The following is a 15,175-nucleotide window of genomic DNA, read 5'->3' on the forward strand; positions in this document are numbered from 1 at the left end:
AAGGCCAGAGCACCAACGGAGACAAGGGCAAGGCAAAGGCAAAGACAGAGGCAAGGGCAAAGGCAAGGCGGAGGTAGGTGGCGGGAGATGGGTTACGGATCACGCAGCGGCTCGCACGCCGGGTCACCGGTGGCGACCGGCCCCGAGCAGGTCTTCGGCGATCTCGGCGCGGTGGCGGAGCGGGTGCGCGGCCGCCTGGAGGCGGAGCTGGAGATCCAGGAGTCCGCGGAGGAACTGCCGCCGGCCGTCGCGCCGGGCGCCGAGATCGGGCGCTTCGCGCAGGAGGAGCGGGCCCGGGTCCTGGAGGCCGGGCTCACCGGCCTGGAGAAGCTGGCCGCGGACCGGGCTGACGAGATCGACGAGGACGAGTACTTCGGGGTGGAGGCGATCGTCCTCCTGGAGGGCCGGCCCGCGATCCTGGTGCAGGGGCAGGACTTCCCGTCCCAGGAGGGCGACTGGTCGGTGCTCGACGCCGCCCGGGCCGCGATCCACGAGTCGATCCTCCGGGTGGGACGGGTGGAGGTCACCGGGCATCCGAACCTGGACTGGATCGGCACGGCCTTCGTCGTCGGCCCCGAGGCCGTGATGACCAACCGGCACGTGGCCGCCGAGTTCAGCCGGGCCGAGGGAGCGGGCTGGACCTTCCAGCAGGGCATGACGGCCCGGGTCGACCCGGCCGAGGAACTGCCCGCGCACCCGGCGCCCGGACCGGTGCCGGCCGCCGGCCCCCTGCCGTACGAGATCACCGAGGTGATCGGCATCCACCCGGACGTGGACCTGGCGCTGCTGCGGATCGCCCCGCCGGACGGCGAGCCCCTGCCGACCCCGCTCGCGGTGGCGGCGGACGCCCCGGCGAACGTGCCGGGCCGCCCGGTGTACGTGATCGGCTATCCGGCGTGGGACGGGCGGCGCAACGAGCCGGAGTCGATGCGCCGGATCTTCATGGACATCTACAACGTGAAGCGGCTCCAGCCGGGCATGGCCACCGAGTTCACCCCCGGCGGCCTGGTGATGCGCCACGACTGCTCGACGCTCGGCGGCAACAGCGGCTCCCCGGTCTTCGACCTCACCGACCACCGGGTCCTCGGGCTGCACTTCGGCGGCCGCTACCGGATCGGGAACGTGGCGGTGCCGCTGTGGGAGCTGGAGGACGATCCGCTGCTCGCGAAGGCGGAGATCAACTGGGTGTGAGGGATCGGCGGCTCGCCTCGCGGGAAGGGCGGAGGACGGGAAGGGCCGTCAGCGGGCGGACATCAGCGCGATGAGCCCGGACAGGTCCCGCTCGAAGGTGAGTTCGCGCAGCAGCGTGGTGGGCCGGCCCGCCGCGTCGAGCCGCCAGAGGAAGTGGTAGAGCACGGGCTCACCGTCCTTGACCCGGCGCATCACGACGCGGCTCGCCGATGTTCTGCCCGGCCTCCTTCAACGCCCGGAATCTGGCCATGAAGTGAGCCTTCGTCAGGGCGACGGTACGGCCGCCCTGATCGACGCGTACGTTCTCGAACCCGGCGTCGTGCGTCAGGCCGTGTCGCCGAGCAGGCCGAAGACGGGGAGCAGGCCGTGCGGGCGCCGGTCGACGGGGAGCGGGTCGACGAAGTGCACCCGGGCCCCGAGCGCCTCGGCGCCGCCGTCGGCCGTACGGTCGTCGCCGACCATCAGGGTCTCGGCGGGGGCGAGGCCGAGCCGCTCGCAGGCGTAGCGGAAGATGCCCGGATCGGGCTTCTGGACGCCGACCTCGAAGGACAGGGCGTAGACGTCGACCCATGTGTCGAGCCCGTGGGCGCGGAACACCGGCCGCAGGTCCCAGCCGATGTTGCTGACCACGGCGACCGCGACGCCGCCGCGGCTGAGCTCGCCGAGGGTGCGGGCGGTGTCGGGGTAGGGGTGCCAGGCCTCGGGCGTCTTGTGCCGGTCGTAGAGGGCGTCGACCAGCGCCGGATCGGTGACGCCGGCCTCACGGATCAGGCCCGTGTACGCGGCACGGTGCCGCTCCTCGTCCAGGTCGCGCCCCTGCCAGAGCTTCTTCAGACGCTCGGGCACCCTCCGGGGGTTCGGCCCGCCGGGCATCGCACCGTGATAGGTGAGCCGTTCCACGGTGTGGGCGAACTCGTCCCCGGACAGCCCGACCCCCGTTCCCACCGCGGCGAGGACCGCGTCCAGCCAGTGGGCGACGGACTCGACGCGCAGCAGCGTGCCGGAGAAGTCGAACATGACGCCTTTGATCACCCCTCGATCGTAGAACGCCACGCCCGGGCGAATCGGTGATCGGCGATCGGGATCGGGATCTGCGGAATTCCCTCCACCGCGGGGAACTCCCGCACCGCCACCTGCGCAATACCCCCCAGGGGTATGTCCGGATTGCCGGGCATGGCGGGCGGTGCGGTAATGGAGGCGACCGGTCTCTCCGACCCCACTCCCCCGAACCCACGACGGGAGCAGCCATGACCGACGGTCCCGAGCCGATCAACGGCGACGCCCTCCGGGCGCTCAAGGAGGAACTGGCCGAGCTGCGCACCGAGCGCGCCGCGGTGGCCGCCGCGCTGAGGGACGAGGCCGGTGCGGTCGGCGACCGGGCCGACGAGGCCGACGAGTTGCAGCGGGCCGACGAGCTCGCGCGGCTCGACCGGCGGATCGCCCGGATCGAGGAGCGGCTGAGCGGCGCGGCCGCGGCGGGCGCGCCGTCCGCCGGCGCGGTGGGGGTGGGCTCCACCGTCACCGTACGTTTCGAGGACGGCGGCGAGTCGACGGTGCACGTCACCGAGCTGGCCGACCCCGACGACCCGGCCCTGGTGACCTCGGACAGCCCGCTCGGCACCGCGCTGCTCGGCCGCCGGGCCGGCGACACCGTCACGTACCGCGCACCCGGCGGCCCGATGAGCGCGGTCGTCGTCTCCGTGGGCGGCTGACCATCCGCGGGCGGCAGGCGGCGGAACCCGTCAGTGTTCGAGGACGACGACGGCCTCGTCGGTGTAGGTGAGGAAGGTCAGCGTCTCCTGGAAGTACAGGTCGACGCCCTCGGCGTCGTGGCCGGTGTAGCCGATGGCCAGGTCCTGACCGAGGCGCAGTTCGAAGTCGCCGCCGCGCAGGGACAGCACGAACGCGCCGGTGAGCGCGGGCGCCCAGATCGGCGGGCCGTCCAGCATCCGGGCCAGGTGGGCGGCGATGGGATAGCCGTGGTCGGAGGTCTCGCTGACGGCCCGGTAGTCGTCGGCGCCGAGCAGCAGCGCGTACGGTCCGTCGACACCGGCGAGCCGGAGCGCGGTGAGGGCGCGGCTGACCGCGTCGGGGTAGTCGCGGGGTTCGGTGGGCAGTCCGAGCACCGGGTTGGAGCTGCGTTCGCGCAGACCGTCGATGCCGGCGGCCCGGTAGCCGTCGAAGACGGCGCGGTCCTCGGCGAAGGCCATGGCGCGGGCGGCGTCCTTGACGGGCTGCCAGTCGGAGTCGTTGGCGCCGCGTTCGACGTCGTCCACGGCCTCGCGGCTCACGGTGAACGGCACACGCAGTTCGACCAGCGGCTTCGCCTCGCGCAGCCGGGCGGTGACGCCGGGGGCGGGCGCGTCGATGCCGGTGAGATGGCCGGTGCCGACGGCGGCGAGCCCCGGTCCCGCCGCGTCGGGCACGTCGACGACGCGGCGGCCGGCGACATGCCGGCGGAAGGTCCGCGCGGCCTCCTCCTCGATCTGCGCCCACGCGGCGCCGGTGACCGGGGCGAGTTCGCGGTGCAAATTGGTGCCGTCGGCAGGGTCGCCGGGAGGTGTCATGGCGGTCAGGCTCCTTTCAGGCTGCCGATGCCGAGCGAACCTGCGGTCGACACTGCGACGGGGGCCGTAGCGGGTGCGGTCGCGCCGGCGGGCGACGGGTCGGGGAGGGCGTCGAGGAAGTCGGCGCTCGGGACGAAGAAGAGGCAGCCGGTGACGGCCGTGGAGAAGTCGAGGATGCGGTCGGTGGTGCCGGGCGGCTCGCCGAGGAACATCCGGTCCAGCATCCGCTCGGTGACCTCGGGGGCGCGGGCGTAGCCGATGAAGTAGGTGCCGAACTCGCCGCGCCCGGCGGCCCCGAAGGGCATGTTCTCGCGCAGGATCTGCCGTTCGGTGCCGTCCTCGTCGACGAGGGTGTTCACGGCCACGTGCGAGTCGGCGGGTCTGGCGTCGCCGCGGAGCTCGATGTTGGCGGACTTGGTGCGCCCGATGACCCGTTCCTGCTCCTCGACGGGGAGCGCCTCCCAGGCCGCCATGTCGTGCACGTACTTCTGCACGATCACATAGCTGCCGCCGGTGTACGCGGGGTCCTCGTCGCCCACGTACACGGCGGCGGCCGCCGCGCGGCCCTCCGGATTCTCGCTGCCGTCGACGAAACCGAGCAGGTCACGCTCGTCGAAGTAGCGGAAGCCGTGCACCTCGTCGACGACGGTGACGGCGTCACCGAGGGACGCGAGCACGAGCCGGGTCAGCTCGAAGCACAGGTCCATACGCAGGGCCCGTACGTGGAGCAGCAGGTCGCCCGGGGTGGCCGGGGCGGTGTGGCGGGGGCCGCGGAGTGCCCGGAAGGGGTGCAGGTCGCGGGGTGGCGTGGCGTCGAAGAGGCGGGGCCAGGCCTCCGCGCCGATGCCGACGACACCGGTGAGGCCGTCCTCGGGCGCCCGGAAGGACACGGAGCGCACGAGTCCCGCGAGGCCGTCGAGCGCGTCGCGGACCGTGGCCTCGCCACCGGGGTTCACCGTGGCCACCAGGAAGACGGCGGCTTTCGCGGGAGGGGCGAGGACGGGCTGCGGGGTGCTCACACGACTCCCTGATGGCGTTCGCCGACTGCGCTCGGATGCGTACAGACATGCCCATTTCGGACACCTGGACCGGGGTCAGCGTATCCGCGCCCCCGGATACCCGCACCCGGATACCCGCACCCGGGTGCGGGCGGGTGGGTTGCGGGGTGCCGGAGGGCGGGTTTGAGTGGGAATGCCCACCACCTCCTCAGGCCTCCTCAGGAGCCCCAGATGTCGATGGCGTTCGGTTCCCCCTTCGGCCCGTCCGATCCCTTCGGTTCGTCCGATGCCTTCGGCGATCTGCTGAACCGCTTCTTCGGGATGTCGCCGGCGTCCTCTCCCCCGGCCGTCCAGCGCGTGCCGATCGGACGTCTGCTCACCGAGTCGTCCCGTGAGCTGATCGGCCGGGCGGCGCGGCGGGCGGCCGAGGACGGCACGGACGACCTGGACACCGAGCACCTGCTGTGGGCGGCGACGCGAATCGAACCGTCGCGGCGGATCCTGTCCGAGGCCGGGGTGGACCCGGACAAGCTCGCCGAGCAGATCTCCCAGGTGCTGCCCCGGGAGTCCGGCGAGCCGTCCGCGGAGCCCGGGCTGACCCCGGCGGCCAAGCGGACGCTGGCGGCGGCGCACGGGTACGCGCGGGCCGCGGGTGTCTCGTACATCGGCCCCGAGCACATCCTCGGCGCGCTGCTGCGCGATCCGGACTCCGGTGCGACGCGCTTCCTGCGGGCCGAGGACCTGGACGTACAGAAGCTGCGCGGGCTCGCCGAGCAGGCGTCGCGGCCGGAGAGCGCGCCGGCGGCGGCGCCGAAGGAGCCGGCGACCACCCTGGACGAGTACGGCCGTGATCTCACGGAGGAGGCGCGGGCCGGGAAGCTCGATCCGGTGGTCGGGCGGGCCGAGGAGATCGAGCAGACGGTGGAGATCCTGTCCCGCCGCTCCAAGAACAACCCGGTATTGATCGGCGAGCCGGGCGTCGGCAAGACGGCGATCGTGGAGGGCCTGGCCCAGCGGATCGTGGCGGGCGAGGTGCCGGACACCCTCAAGGACAAGCGGGTCGTCTCGCTCGACCTGTCCGGCATGGTGGCGGGCGCGCAGTACCGCGGCCAGTTCGAGGAGCGTCTGAAGAAGGTCATCGAGGACGTGCAGCAGGCCGAGGGCGAGATCATCCTCTTCATCGACGAACTGCACACCGTGGTCGGCGCGGGCGCGACCGGCGAGGGCTCGATGGACGCGGGCAACATGCTCAAGCCCGCCCTGGCCCGTGGCGAGCTGCATGTCGTCGGGGCGACCACCATCGACGAGTACCGCAAGCACGTCGAGAAGGACGCGGCCCTCGAACGCCGCTTCCAGCCGGTCCTCGTCCCCGAGCCGACGGTCGAGGAGACCGTGCAGATCCTCGAAGGACTGCGCGACGCGTACGAGGCCCACCACCAGGTCCGGTTCGCCGACGGGGCCCTCGCGGCCGCGGCCGAACTGTCCGACCGCTACATCAGCGACCGTTTCCTGCCCGACAAGGCGATCGACCTGATGGACCAGGCGGGCGCCCGGGTCCGGCTGCGCAGCGCGGGCCGTTCCACCGAGGTCGTCAGTCGCGAGGACCGGCTGGCGAAGCTGCGCCGGGAGAAGGACGAGGCCGTCGCGGGCGAGGAGTTCGAGCGGGCCGCCGAGCTGAAGAAGCAGATCGCCGAGGTGGAGGGCGAGCTGGCGGGCATCGAGGAGCGCCGCGAGGGCGTGGTGTCGGTGACCGCGTCCGACATCGCCGACATCGTGTCCCGCCGTACCGGCATCCCGGTCTCCCAGCTCACCGCGGGCGAGAAGGAGCGTCTGCTGCGCCTTGAGGAGGAGATGCACGCCAGGATCGTCGGCCAGGACGAGGCCGTCACGGCGGTGTCCGAGGCGGTGCGCCGCAACCGCGCGGGCATGGGTGACCCCGACCGCCCGGTCGGCTCCTTCCTCTTCCTCGGCCCGACCGGTGTCGGAAAGACCGAACTCGCCAAGACGCTGGCGGAGTTGCTGTTCGGTGCCGAGAACCGCATGGTCCGCTTCGACATGAGCGAGTTCCAGGAGAAGCACACGGTCGCCCGGCTCGTCGGCGCGCCGCCCGGATACGTGGGGTACGAGGAGGCCGGCCAGCTCACCGAGAAGGTGCGCCGCCAGCCGTACAGCGTGGTCCTCTTCGACGAGGTGGAGAAGGCGCACCCCGACGTCTTCAACACCCTCCTCCAGATCCTGGACGACGGGCGCCTGACGGACGGTCAGGGGCGCACGGTCGACTTCCGCCACTGTGTCGTCATCATGACGTCCAACATCGGCGCCCACCGCATCCTCGCCCACGAGGGCGACGCGGCCGAGCTGAAGGACGAGCTGATGGAGGACCTGCGGGGCCGTTTCCTGCCCGAGTTCCTCAACCGCATCGACGACATCATCGTCTTCCACAGCCTCACCGAGCAGGATCTCACCCGGATCGTGGAGCACCTCCTCGACCGCAGCGAACACCGCGTCCACGCACAGGGGTTGAAGCTGGAGGTCACCGAGGCGGCGAAGAAGCTCCTGGTAGCGCACGGCTACCAGCCCGAGTTCGGCGCCCGCCCGCTGCGCCGCACCATCCAGACCGAACTCGACAACCGCATCGCCTCGCTGCTGCTCGGCGGCGAGGCGAACCCGGGCGACACGATCGTCGCGGACGTCATCGACGACTCGCTGCACTGCACGATCCGCCCGGCGCCCGGGGAAACGGCGGCGGTGTGAGGCGGCGGCGGTGAGCGTGCCGTGACGCGGGTGACCGTGGAAGGGACGGAGATCGTGGTCCGCCTCGGGCCGCGCGAGGCCCTGGCCGCCCGGCGGCGCACGGTCCACGCGCCCGTCGCCGCGCTGCGCGCGCTCGGCGTCGAGCCCAGCTGGTGGCGCGTGCTGCGCGGCCGGACGGGCCGGGGAGTGTGGCTGCCGGGCCACTGCGTGGGCCTCCGCCACGGTCCGGCCGGCACGGACTTCGTCGCCGTACGGGCCGGGTCACCGTCCCTCTGGATGGACCTGGCCCCGGACTCGCCCTTCGCCCGGATCGCCGTCGCGGTCCCGGACCCGGACCAGGTCGAACGCGCCCTGCGGCTCCTCATGCCCGAGGAAGCCCTGCCCCCGGACGCCCCCGGCCACCCGGGCATGCTCCCCGAACCCGGCCGCCGGGAGGGCCCCGACGAGCCCCAGAGACCGGCGGACCCGGAGGGGCCCCGGGAGCCCGGCGCGTAGGCCGTGTCCGGAGAGTCTCCCCGGGGCTTCGTCTGGGAGGGGCCCCGGATCGGCCTCAAGGCCGAAGCTCCACACCCCCGGCTCCGGCGTCAGCCGCGCAGTCGCACCGCGAGTGCCGCCAGCCACGCCCCCGGCGTGTACGGCACCGGGGGCTCGACCTCCGCGCCGAGGGTGACCAGGGCCAGGGCCAGGCCGTCCTCGTCGAGCCCGAGAGCGAGCAGGTCGTGCAGCTCCCCCGTCAGCTGGGCGGCCAGACCGGGATCCGTGCCGTCCAGGTAGTCGGCGAGCGCGGACTCGTGGTCGACGAACTCCTGCGGCATGTCCTGGGTGAACCAGCCGCCGAGCAACTGCGCCAGCTCCGGGAAGCGGGCCCGCCACTCCCACGGCGTCGCGGGCGCGGCCGGCGGCGGCGCCTGGCCGGTCACCAGGCTCTCGTCGAGCCGGTCGGCGAGCCCGGTCAGCCAGTCCCGGATCTCCTCCGGCGGCAGCCCGAGGTCGGGCAGCCGGTAGTACTCGCCGAGCCGCAGTCGCAGCCGCCCCGGCGGGTTCTCGGCGAGCACGCGCAGCTGCTCGGCGGCGACCGCGATCGCCCACGGCCGGGTGCGCCAGGTCTGCCGCAGATAGCCCTCCGTCGCCTCCGGGGCGTGCGGACCGAGGCCCAGATGGGCACGGACGACCTGGTCGAGCTCGCCGTACTTGCGGTCGTGCTCGGCGGGGTTCAGGGACACGGGCGCCTCTACAGGTCGACGGGCAGGGAGGAGTGGACGCTGAAGGGGTACGCGCCGGGCTCGCCGTCCCCGTTCCGGCGCAGCACGACCCGGACGGCCCGCACCGGAACGGGCTCCTGCCCGGCCAGCATCATCCCCGTGGTGAGCACCGTGCCCACCGGCTCGGGGCGCGAGGGCCACGCGGCCTCGATCACCAGCCGCCGCCGGGTGGACTGCGCGAGCCAGCGGTGGACGAGCTGCTCGTTCAGCGCGATGGCCTGCTGGGTGGCCCACTGGGCGGTGGCCCGGTCGGGGAAGCTCGCGGCGCGGTCGGCACGGGCGGCAGGCACGGGGGGTGCGGGGGGTGCGGGGGGCACGGGGGGTGTCGTCATGTCAGGCCCCGCCCCAGCCGCGCAGGGTGGCCCGCCGGGCGGCGGAGTAGTTGGCGTGCCCGGTGGTGACGATCGCGTGCAGCCACTTCTGCGCGGCCTGCAGATCCTCCATCTGCCGGTCCCAGCGGTCGAGTTCGTCCACGAACGCCTCACGGGCCTCGCCCTGCCAGGCGAGGACGACCGGCACGGTGCGGTCGTACAGCGTGGTCAGGCGCTGGTTGAGCGCGCGCAGGATGTCCTCGAGGTCGCCGGCGATCTCGCGCAGCGCGACCAGGTCGACGCTGATGGAGCCGTCGTCGCTCATGTCTCCCCCTCTGTGGTGCGGACGTTCAGAGCTCTCAAAGCTCTCAGGGCTCTCAGGGCTCTCAGAGCTCGCTGATCCTGCTGGTCGGTGCCGGAGCGGTGGGCGCTTCTCCGGACAGTCCCCGCACCTCCGCGTCGATGTCGACCTTCTTCATCTCGGCCCGGAACTGACGCAGCATGTCCAGCTCCTGCCGGGTGAACCCGTCCCGGCTCATCCGTACCGCCTTCGCGAGCACCCCGATGATCTCCCGGACCCTCACGGCGTCCGCCCCGGCCTCCCGGTGCAGCTTCCGGTACGCCGTCGCCGCCTCGCTCCGCCACCGCGCCTCGGCCCGGTCCACCAGCGCGTCCATCCGGCGCACCTGTCCGTCGATGTGCGCCCGCATGGCGTCCAGGTCCTCGGCGAGACGCTTCAGGTCCTCGTCGGTGACGTCGAGGTTCGGCTCGGTGGACATGGCGGCGGCTCCCGGGTCGGTACGGTCGGTGCGGTCGGTGCGGTCAGTGCTGCTCGGCGAAGTGGGCGTGGACGGCGTCGAGGAGCAGCCGCAGCCGGGCGTGCGTCACCGACGGCATGACGGGCGCGAAGGCCGCGTCGAGCTCGGCGGGCGAGCGGAACATGTAGAGGACTCGCTGGAGCTGCCCGGCGAGATCGGCGACTCTGCCGTGGCAGTCGGGGTGGTCCATGGCGACCAGGTCGCGCGCCTCCGCCTCCGGGTCACGGTCGTACTCACCGGTGGGCAACTGCGAGGCGAACTCGTTGACGACGTCGAAGCGGGCGAGCGCCTCCCACTGCGAGAGCGGGAGTTCGTCGTAGCCCGGGCAGTCGCCGAACCAGGGGTCGCGGACGAGTGCCGCGAGGGAGCGCAGGAAGGCGTCGACGGGTTCGTCGCCGGCGGCGCGAGCGAGCCGGTCACGGAACACGGCCGGTCTTTCCGCGAACCTCTCGGTGGCGCATGCGTCCGCCAGACCGTCGAGGAGCGAGGCCACCACGTCGAAGGGCATGACCCAGGCGATCGCGTGCGAGTCCTGCATCAGCCGGGAGAAGCGCTGGAGTTCGTCCTCCAGCGGGGCGGCCCCCGGGTTCCGTGAGGCCGCGGCGAGGTCGACGAGGCGGGCGAGCACCCCGCTGGTGAGGACGGCGTCGGTCGGTTCTGTCACCTGACGCATGCTAAGGGGCCTTCGGGTAGGCGGTGAGCACGTAGAAGGACTTCGACTCCGGCGAGTAGGCGAGGACCACGTGCACCGTGTGCACGTCCTTGGCCTGGGCCGAGTAGCCCGAGTTGGCGAAATCCGTCTGGCTCACGGAGCTTCCCACGGCCACCGGCTGCCCGTTCGCGTCCTGGACGGGGAAGTCCCAGGCCTTGACGGACTTGGGGTTGAAGCTGCCGTCGGCGACCTTCCGCTCCTGGTTGCGCATCCACGTCTCCAGCTCGGTCTTCTTCGCGGGGTCGTTCACCGCGGTCTGGACGTACTGCTGGGCGGACGGGAGGTCGCGGAACGTCGACGCGTCGGCGCCGCCCTGGTCGCGCAGCCGGTGCATCAACTGCTCCGGGGTGAGTCCGATGTGCTTGTCGACCGTGTGGGCCTCAAGACCGGGCCTCAGTGCTCCGGACGGGGGCTGGAAATCGTTGCGCTCCCACTCCGTCGAGGCGAGGTCGATGCCGAACCTGACGTTGGGGTCCCGGGACTGCTCGTTCAGCGGCACGATCGACCGGTCGAACTCGAACAGCGAACGCGCCCCGAACGCCTCCGCCCGCGCCTCCTCCGACGCGAAGGTCGGCACCGCGCGGGCGGCCTCCCGCAGTGGCTCAAGGAGTTTCTTCACCACCTCGATCTGCTCCCGCAGCGCGGTCTCGTAGGTGTCGACGGCCCGGTTGACGGCGTCCGTGTCGATGTTGGCCATCACCGCGGCGCCGAACCCCTTCCATGACTTCTTGAGGCGCTCCCAGAAGTGCCCGAGGTCGGTGAGGTCGAGGACGGCCACGGCGTCCTTGATGGCCTTGTACAGGATCTCGCGCAGCTCGGTGCGCACCTTCTGGGCGGCCTCCGCGTACGAGCGGATGGCCTCGGCGAGCATCTGGGCCGTGGTGCTCAGGACGCCGAAGACCGGGAGGCTGGTGCCCGCGCCGGTCTGCGGCTTGTGCCCCCACTCGTAGCCGGCCGTGCTCTTGCCCCAGGCGGTCGTGCCCCAGAGCGACGACACGAACTGAAGCATCGCCCCGTGCCAGTCGCCGTTGGCGTTGTCCGTGATGGCGTCGACGGTGCCGCTGAGCTGTCCCTGGATGATGCCGAGGCCGGTCTGGTACGGCAGCCAGGCCTGCGAAAGGGTGTTGACCCTGAGGTAGTTCGGGAGCGGCAGGATCTCCAGGGCGCGGCCGGTGCGCAGCGCCTCCTCGATCACGCTGCGCATGATGGAGCCGGGGATGTCGCCGTCGTCGAAGATGTCGGCGAAGTCGTCGACGGCGTTGCCGTCGCGCACGCCGAACGGCGGCGGGGCCTGGTACGCCGGCGGCGCGGTGATGACCTGTGGCGGCGGCTGCGGTGTGAAGGGCGGACTGAGCGGGTGGGTGGCCGCGTCCGCCTGCCGGAAGTTGTTGGCCGTGGTCGTGAAGCCGACCGCCGCGCCGCCGATCGCGACGACGGCCTTGCCGTGCACCTCCAGGAGCAGGGCGACGACCGCGGCGTACTGGGTGGCGAACTCGACCGTGACCGTGCCGGATCCGCCGACCTTGGAGTAGCCGGCGTGCACGTCGAGGAACTGCGTCAGCGCCCGGTGGAACGACTGCTGCTCGACGGCGAGCGCGGCCGCCACCTGGTACAGGTGGAACGGCTGGACGTCGAAGCCGCCGGGGCCCGTCCACGGGTTCGTCACCGCGGGCGGTGTCGCCGGGGGCAGCTGGGGCGGCGGGCCGGAACTCGGCGGGGTCGGCGGCGCGTTCGGGCTCGGCGAGGGCGTCGGCTGGGGGCTGGGCGTGCCCGGGGACGGTGCCGGCGACGGCAGGTGTGTGGTGCCGGGGCTCGGGGTCGGCGAGGGCTGCGGGGCCGGACCGGTGCTCGGACTCGGACTGGGGCTCGGGCCCGGGCCCGGTGTCGCGGTACCGGTCGGGCTGGGGCTCGGCGTACTCATCGGGTCGTCCCGTCCGTCGCGCGACAGCGCGCGTACGTGCCCGTTCCCCGCCCCATGAGTCCCCCCGGCTCCGTCGGTTCGCTCGCGAAGTTAGCAGGAGCACACGCGAAAGCCCATGGCCCATGGGGAAGTTGACCGGATTCCGATCACGCAGCGGGCCGGGCCCGTCCGCAGGACGGGCCCGGCCCCTTTCCGCCGGTGGGGCGGCGGATCAGACGCGGTCGGCGGCGATCAGGAGGTACTGGAACGAGCCGTCCTTGTACGACTCGATGAAGGCCTCCTCGATGCCGGTGACCAGCGAGGACGTGGCGCGCAGCTCCCAGTACGGGAGGGTCGCGGCGGTCAGGTCGATCACCGCGTTCGGGACCAGGCGGTTGTCGGCCATGGCGCGCAGGTATTCGCGGCGGGAGTGGATGTTGCACTCGAAGTGGGCGTTGATCTGGGAGACCCACTTGGAGGGCTGGCCGTACTTGGGGTTCCAGCAGCCGGTGATGGTGACGTAGCGGCCGCCGACCCTCAGGAGGCGGGAGTGCTCGGCCATCAGGTCGTCGAGGTCGACGTACATGCTGGACTCGTTGTTCCAGGAGGCGGCGATGCTGCCCTTCTCGAACGGGGTGTCGAGCATGTTGCAGACCTGGGCGTGCACATGGCTGTCGATGCCCAGCTCGCGGGCGCGCTTGTTGCCGAACTCGGCCTGGGTGGAGGAGAGGGTGACACCCTCGACCCTGCACCCGAAGCGCTGGTGGGCCATGACGCTCGATCCACCGCGGCCGCAGCCGGCGTCGACGAGGGTGTCGGCGGCGGTGATCGGGCCGAGGTGGTCGAGGAGGACCTCGGCCTGGGCGGACTCCAGGCGGTGCAGCTCGGCGATCAGCTTCTTCTCGTACTCGCTGTCCTCGGGGGTGCCGAGGGAGGCGTGGTCGATCTCGCCGATGCCGTAGTGGTGGTGGTAGAGGCCGTCCACGTCACCGAGGCGCAGGTTCACGGGCCGGGCCTCGGCGTTCCAGTAGCGGGCGATGTCGCCCTGGTACGGGTTCGCGGGGCCGGGGATGATCGTGGAGGCGTCGGTGGGGGTCAGCTCGGTGGTCACAGAGAAATCCTTTTCTCGCCGGACGTCGGGTGGCGGGTGCTCACCAGAAGTCGGGCAGGCTGTAGCGGTAGGTGTTGGTCTGGTGCCAGTAGTGGTTGCCGTCGACCCACGCGGCCACGCCGCGCAGGAAGCGCAGCAGGCTGGGTACGGGGCAGGAGGCGGCGAGCGCGGCGGCCTCGGCCTCGAAGGCGTGCATCAGGTCGTTGTGGACCTCGACGGCCTTCAGATAGCCCTCCTTGGCGGAGACGCCCTCGCGTTCGGCGATCACCACGGGCAGGTTGAGATGCGTGCCGGGACTGGCCAGCTCCTTGGTGTAGGAGTACAGGTCGTTGACGATGGTGGTCGCGTTCCCGGCGAGGGCGATGACCCGCTGCATGGCGGGCTGTGCGTGCAGGTCCGCCGGCAGTTCGTAGCCGCCGACGGTGTCGGTGATGGTCGGGCAGGGGCGGAAGTTGTTGAACTGGCGCATCGCCAGGTACTCCCACACCTCGGGCACGTGGTCGGTCTCGGCCCACGCCGCCTCGGCCAGGTAGCCCATGTGCAGCCGCGCCATGTCGTGCCGGTAGCGGTCCGCCTGGGACGGCGTGGCCAGCCGGGTGAAGTACTCCATGGCCGAGCGGTAGGCCCGGCGCGGGGCGTCCGACTCCAGCGACTCGCGCCAGGCCGGTTCGTACTCCGCCGTGGTGTGCAGCGGGTCGAGCGCGGTGTGCGCGAGGAGGAGCCGGCTGCCGAGGCCGATCGGCGAGCCGCCGTGGTCCTCGCAGTAGCAGTCGTCGACCGCGTTCTCGGCGACCATCAGGCGGGTCGCGACCATGAGGTGGTCGACGGTCGGGGCGTCCGGGTGGCAGGCGACCATGTAGCGCCCGACGGAGAAGCCGTCGAACTGGTCCTCCCACTCGGGTGGGTACGCCTGGACCTCGTCCACCGCCCATTCCTTGATCCGCCGGCTGACCTCCGCGACCCGGGCCGCGTCGGGCTCGGCGATGGGATGGAAGTAGAGACCGGGGATCGGCGTGCCCTGGTCGGCCGTGGTCCCGGTCTCGGTCCCGCTCTCGGGCAGCGATTCCGGTACGGCGTCGGGTACGAGCTCCGGCAGGGGTACGGCGTCGGGTTCGGGTACGGGCAGCGCCTCCGGGGCCGGCCGCCGGGCCAGGGAGAGCGCCGACGTGCCCAGACCGCTGGGCCCGCGCAGGATGCGCTCGATGGCGGACTCCGGCGGTACGGGCGCCGGCGGCGCGGGCACCGGTGGTGCGGCCGGAACCGCGGCCGGAACCGCGGACCGGAACGGGACGGAGGGCGGGCCGGGCAGCGGGGAAGGCCCGGGATCGGGCATCCGTGGCTCCTTGCTGGGATGAGGGGGCCGCCCCGGCCGGATGGACCCGGCCGGGCACGGCCCTCGGACAGAGGAAGACCCGCCTGGCGGGGGTCCGCCTAGTCGTTCCTGCGGGAGATCTGCACGTTCTCCAGCACGCCGAGCGCGTCGGGCACGAGGATCGCGGCGGAGTAGTAGGTGGTGACCAGGTACGAGATGATCGCCTGCTCGTTGATGCC

15 protein-coding genes and 1 pseudogene are annotated in these 15,175 nt (G+C 72.3%); 4 read left to right on the forward strand and 12 right to left on the reverse strand.

Features of this window, described 5'->3' with window-relative positions; translation table 11 throughout:
- Positions 1–87 precede the first annotated feature (87 nt).
- The gene (locus tag AB0C73_RS07060; RefSeq protein ID WP_362525546.1) at positions 88–1,191 is read left to right on the forward strand and encodes a serine protease; all 1,104 of its coding nucleotides are present in this window, start codon (positions 88–90) and stop codon (positions 1,189–1,191) included.
- A gap of 324 nt (positions 1,192–1,515) precedes the next feature.
- On the opposite strand, the gene AB0C73_RS07065 is transcribed toward AB0C73_RS07060, so the two are convergent.
- Entirely contained in the window at positions 1,516–2,208 is a 693-nt protein-coding gene (locus AB0C73_RS07065) for an HAD-IA family hydrolase (RefSeq protein ID WP_362525621.1), read from the reverse strand.
- 230 nt (positions 2,209–2,438) lie between these two features.
- On the opposite strand from AB0C73_RS07065, the gene AB0C73_RS07070 reads away from it, so the two are divergent.
- Positions 2,439–2,903 carry a GreA/GreB family elongation factor gene (locus tag AB0C73_RS07070; RefSeq protein ID WP_362525549.1) on the forward strand — a complete coding sequence of 155 codons (465 nt, stop codon included), beginning with the start codon at positions 2,439–2,441 and terminating at the stop codon, positions 2,901–2,903.
- A 30-nt stretch (positions 2,904–2,933) separates the two neighbouring features.
- Here the strand turns inward: AB0C73_RS07070 and AB0C73_RS07075 are convergent, their stop codons facing one another.
- Together AB0C73_RS07075 and AB0C73_RS07080 are read right to left on the reverse strand one after the other, a co-directional pair.
- Positions 2,934–3,758 carry a family 1 encapsulin nanocompartment shell protein gene (locus AB0C73_RS07075; protein ID WP_362525551.1) on the reverse strand — a complete coding sequence of 275 codons (825 nt, stop codon included), beginning with the start codon at positions 3,756–3,758 and terminating at the stop codon, positions 2,934–2,936.
- Between the two features lie 5 nt (positions 3,759–3,763).
- A complete protein-coding gene (locus AB0C73_RS07080; RefSeq protein ID WP_362525554.1) occupies positions 3,764–4,777 on the reverse strand; it encodes a Dyp-type peroxidase in 1,014 nt (337 codons plus the stop codon).
- A gap of 210 nt (positions 4,778–4,987) precedes the next feature.
- Between AB0C73_RS07080 and AB0C73_RS07085 the strand changes: the two genes are divergently transcribed.
- Together AB0C73_RS07085 and AB0C73_RS07090 are read left to right on the forward strand one after the other, a co-directional pair.
- Positions 4,988–7,510: an ATP-dependent Clp protease ATP-binding subunit gene (locus AB0C73_RS07085; protein ID WP_362525556.1), complete on the forward strand. Its 2,523-nt coding sequence runs from the start codon at positions 4,988–4,990 to the stop codon at positions 7,508–7,510.
- A gap of 21 nt (positions 7,511–7,531) precedes the next feature.
- A complete protein-coding gene (locus tag AB0C73_RS07090) occupies positions 7,532–8,005 on the forward strand; it encodes a hypothetical protein (RefSeq protein ID WP_362525559.1) in 474 nt (157 codons plus the stop codon).
- Between the two features lie 89 nt (positions 8,006–8,094).
- Here the strand turns inward: AB0C73_RS07090 and AB0C73_RS07095 are convergent, their stop codons facing one another.
- The 9 genes and pseudogenes from AB0C73_RS07095 to AB0C73_RS07135 all read right to left on the reverse strand — a co-directional run.
- Positions 8,095–8,733: a contact-dependent growth inhibition system immunity protein gene (locus AB0C73_RS07095; protein ID WP_362525560.1), complete on the reverse strand. Its 639-nt coding sequence runs from the start codon at positions 8,731–8,733 to the stop codon at positions 8,095–8,097.
- A gap of 8 nt (positions 8,734–8,741) precedes the next feature.
- On the reverse strand, positions 8,742–9,062 hold the full coding sequence (locus tag AB0C73_RS07100) for an RNase A-like domain-containing protein (RefSeq protein ID WP_362525562.1): 321 nt from the start codon (positions 9,060–9,062) through the stop codon (positions 8,742–8,744).
- Positions 9,063–9,105: 43 nt separating this feature from the next.
- Positions 9,106–9,408, reverse strand: coding sequence for a WXG100 family type VII secretion target (locus AB0C73_RS07105; protein WP_362525564.1), 303 nt, complete (start codon positions 9,406–9,408; stop codon positions 9,106–9,108).
- Positions 9,409–9,469: 61 nt separating this feature from the next.
- Complete coding sequence (locus tag AB0C73_RS07110; RefSeq protein ID WP_362525565.1) at positions 9,470–9,862, reverse strand: WXG100 family type VII secretion target; 393 nt, start codon at positions 9,860–9,862, stop codon at positions 9,470–9,472.
- Positions 9,863–9,905: 43 nt separating this feature from the next.
- Positions 9,906–10,565 carry a hypothetical protein gene (locus tag AB0C73_RS07115; RefSeq protein ID WP_362525568.1) on the reverse strand — a complete coding sequence of 220 codons (660 nt, stop codon included), beginning with the start codon at positions 10,563–10,565 and terminating at the stop codon, positions 9,906–9,908.
- 10 nt (positions 10,566–10,575) lie between these two features.
- Positions 10,576–12,279 (reverse strand): RNase A-like domain-containing protein, encoded by a 1,704-nt coding sequence (locus tag AB0C73_RS07120; protein ID WP_362525570.1) that lies wholly within the window; start codon positions 12,277–12,279, stop codon positions 10,576–10,578.
- Positions 12,280–12,745: 466 nt separating this feature from the next.
- Positions 12,746–13,624, reverse strand: a complete 879-nt coding sequence (locus AB0C73_RS07125) for a geranyl diphosphate 2-C-methyltransferase (protein WP_362525572.1) — start codon at positions 13,622–13,624, stop codon at positions 12,746–12,748.
- A gap of 40 nt (positions 13,625–13,664) precedes the next feature.
- Positions 13,665–14,957, reverse strand: coding sequence for a family 2 encapsulin nanocompartment cargo protein terpene cyclase (locus AB0C73_RS07130; RefSeq protein ID WP_362525575.1), 1,293 nt, complete (start codon positions 14,955–14,957; stop codon positions 13,665–13,667).
- Between the two features lie 98 nt (positions 14,958–15,055).
- A pseudogene (locus tag AB0C73_RS07135) lies at positions 15,056–15,175 on the reverse strand (hypothetical protein); the annotation flags it as partial.

The organism is Streptomyces sp. NPDC048623 (assembly GCF_040650755.1).
Taxonomy (GTDB): domain Bacteria; phylum Actinomycetota; class Actinomycetes; order Streptomycetales; family Streptomycetaceae; genus Streptomyces.

Bases quoted from the DNA above. Each gene is read 5' to 3' on its own strand.
- AB0C73_RS07065 (WP_362525621.1), bottom strand. From the start codon at position 2,208: ATGTTCGACTTCTCCGGCACGCTGCTGCGCGTCGAGTCCGTCGCCCAC.
- AB0C73_RS07070 (WP_362525549.1), top strand. From the start codon at position 2,439: ATGACCGACGGTCCCGAGCCGATCAACGGCGACGCCCTCCGGGCGCTC.
- AB0C73_RS07110 (WP_362525565.1), bottom strand. From the start codon at position 9,862: ATGTCCACCGAGCCGAACCTCGACGTCACCGACGAGGACCTGAAGCGT.
- AB0C73_RS07130 (WP_362525575.1), bottom strand. From the start codon at position 14,957: ATGCCCGATCCCGGGCCTTCCCCGCTGCCCGGCCCGCCCTCCGTCCCG.
- AB0C73_RS07060 (WP_362525546.1), top strand. From the start codon at position 88: ATGGGTTACGGATCACGCAGCGGCTCGCACGCCGGGTCACCGGTGGCG.
- AB0C73_RS07085 (WP_362525556.1), top strand. From the start codon at position 4,988: ATGTCGATGGCGTTCGGTTCCCCCTTCGGCCCGTCCGATCCCTTCGGT.
- AB0C73_RS07075 (WP_362525551.1), bottom strand. From the start codon at position 3,758: ATGACACCTCCCGGCGACCCTGCCGACGGCACCAATTTGCACCGCGAA.
- AB0C73_RS07105 (WP_362525564.1), bottom strand. From the start codon at position 9,408: ATGAGCGACGACGGCTCCATCAGCGTCGACCTGGTCGCGCTGCGCGAG.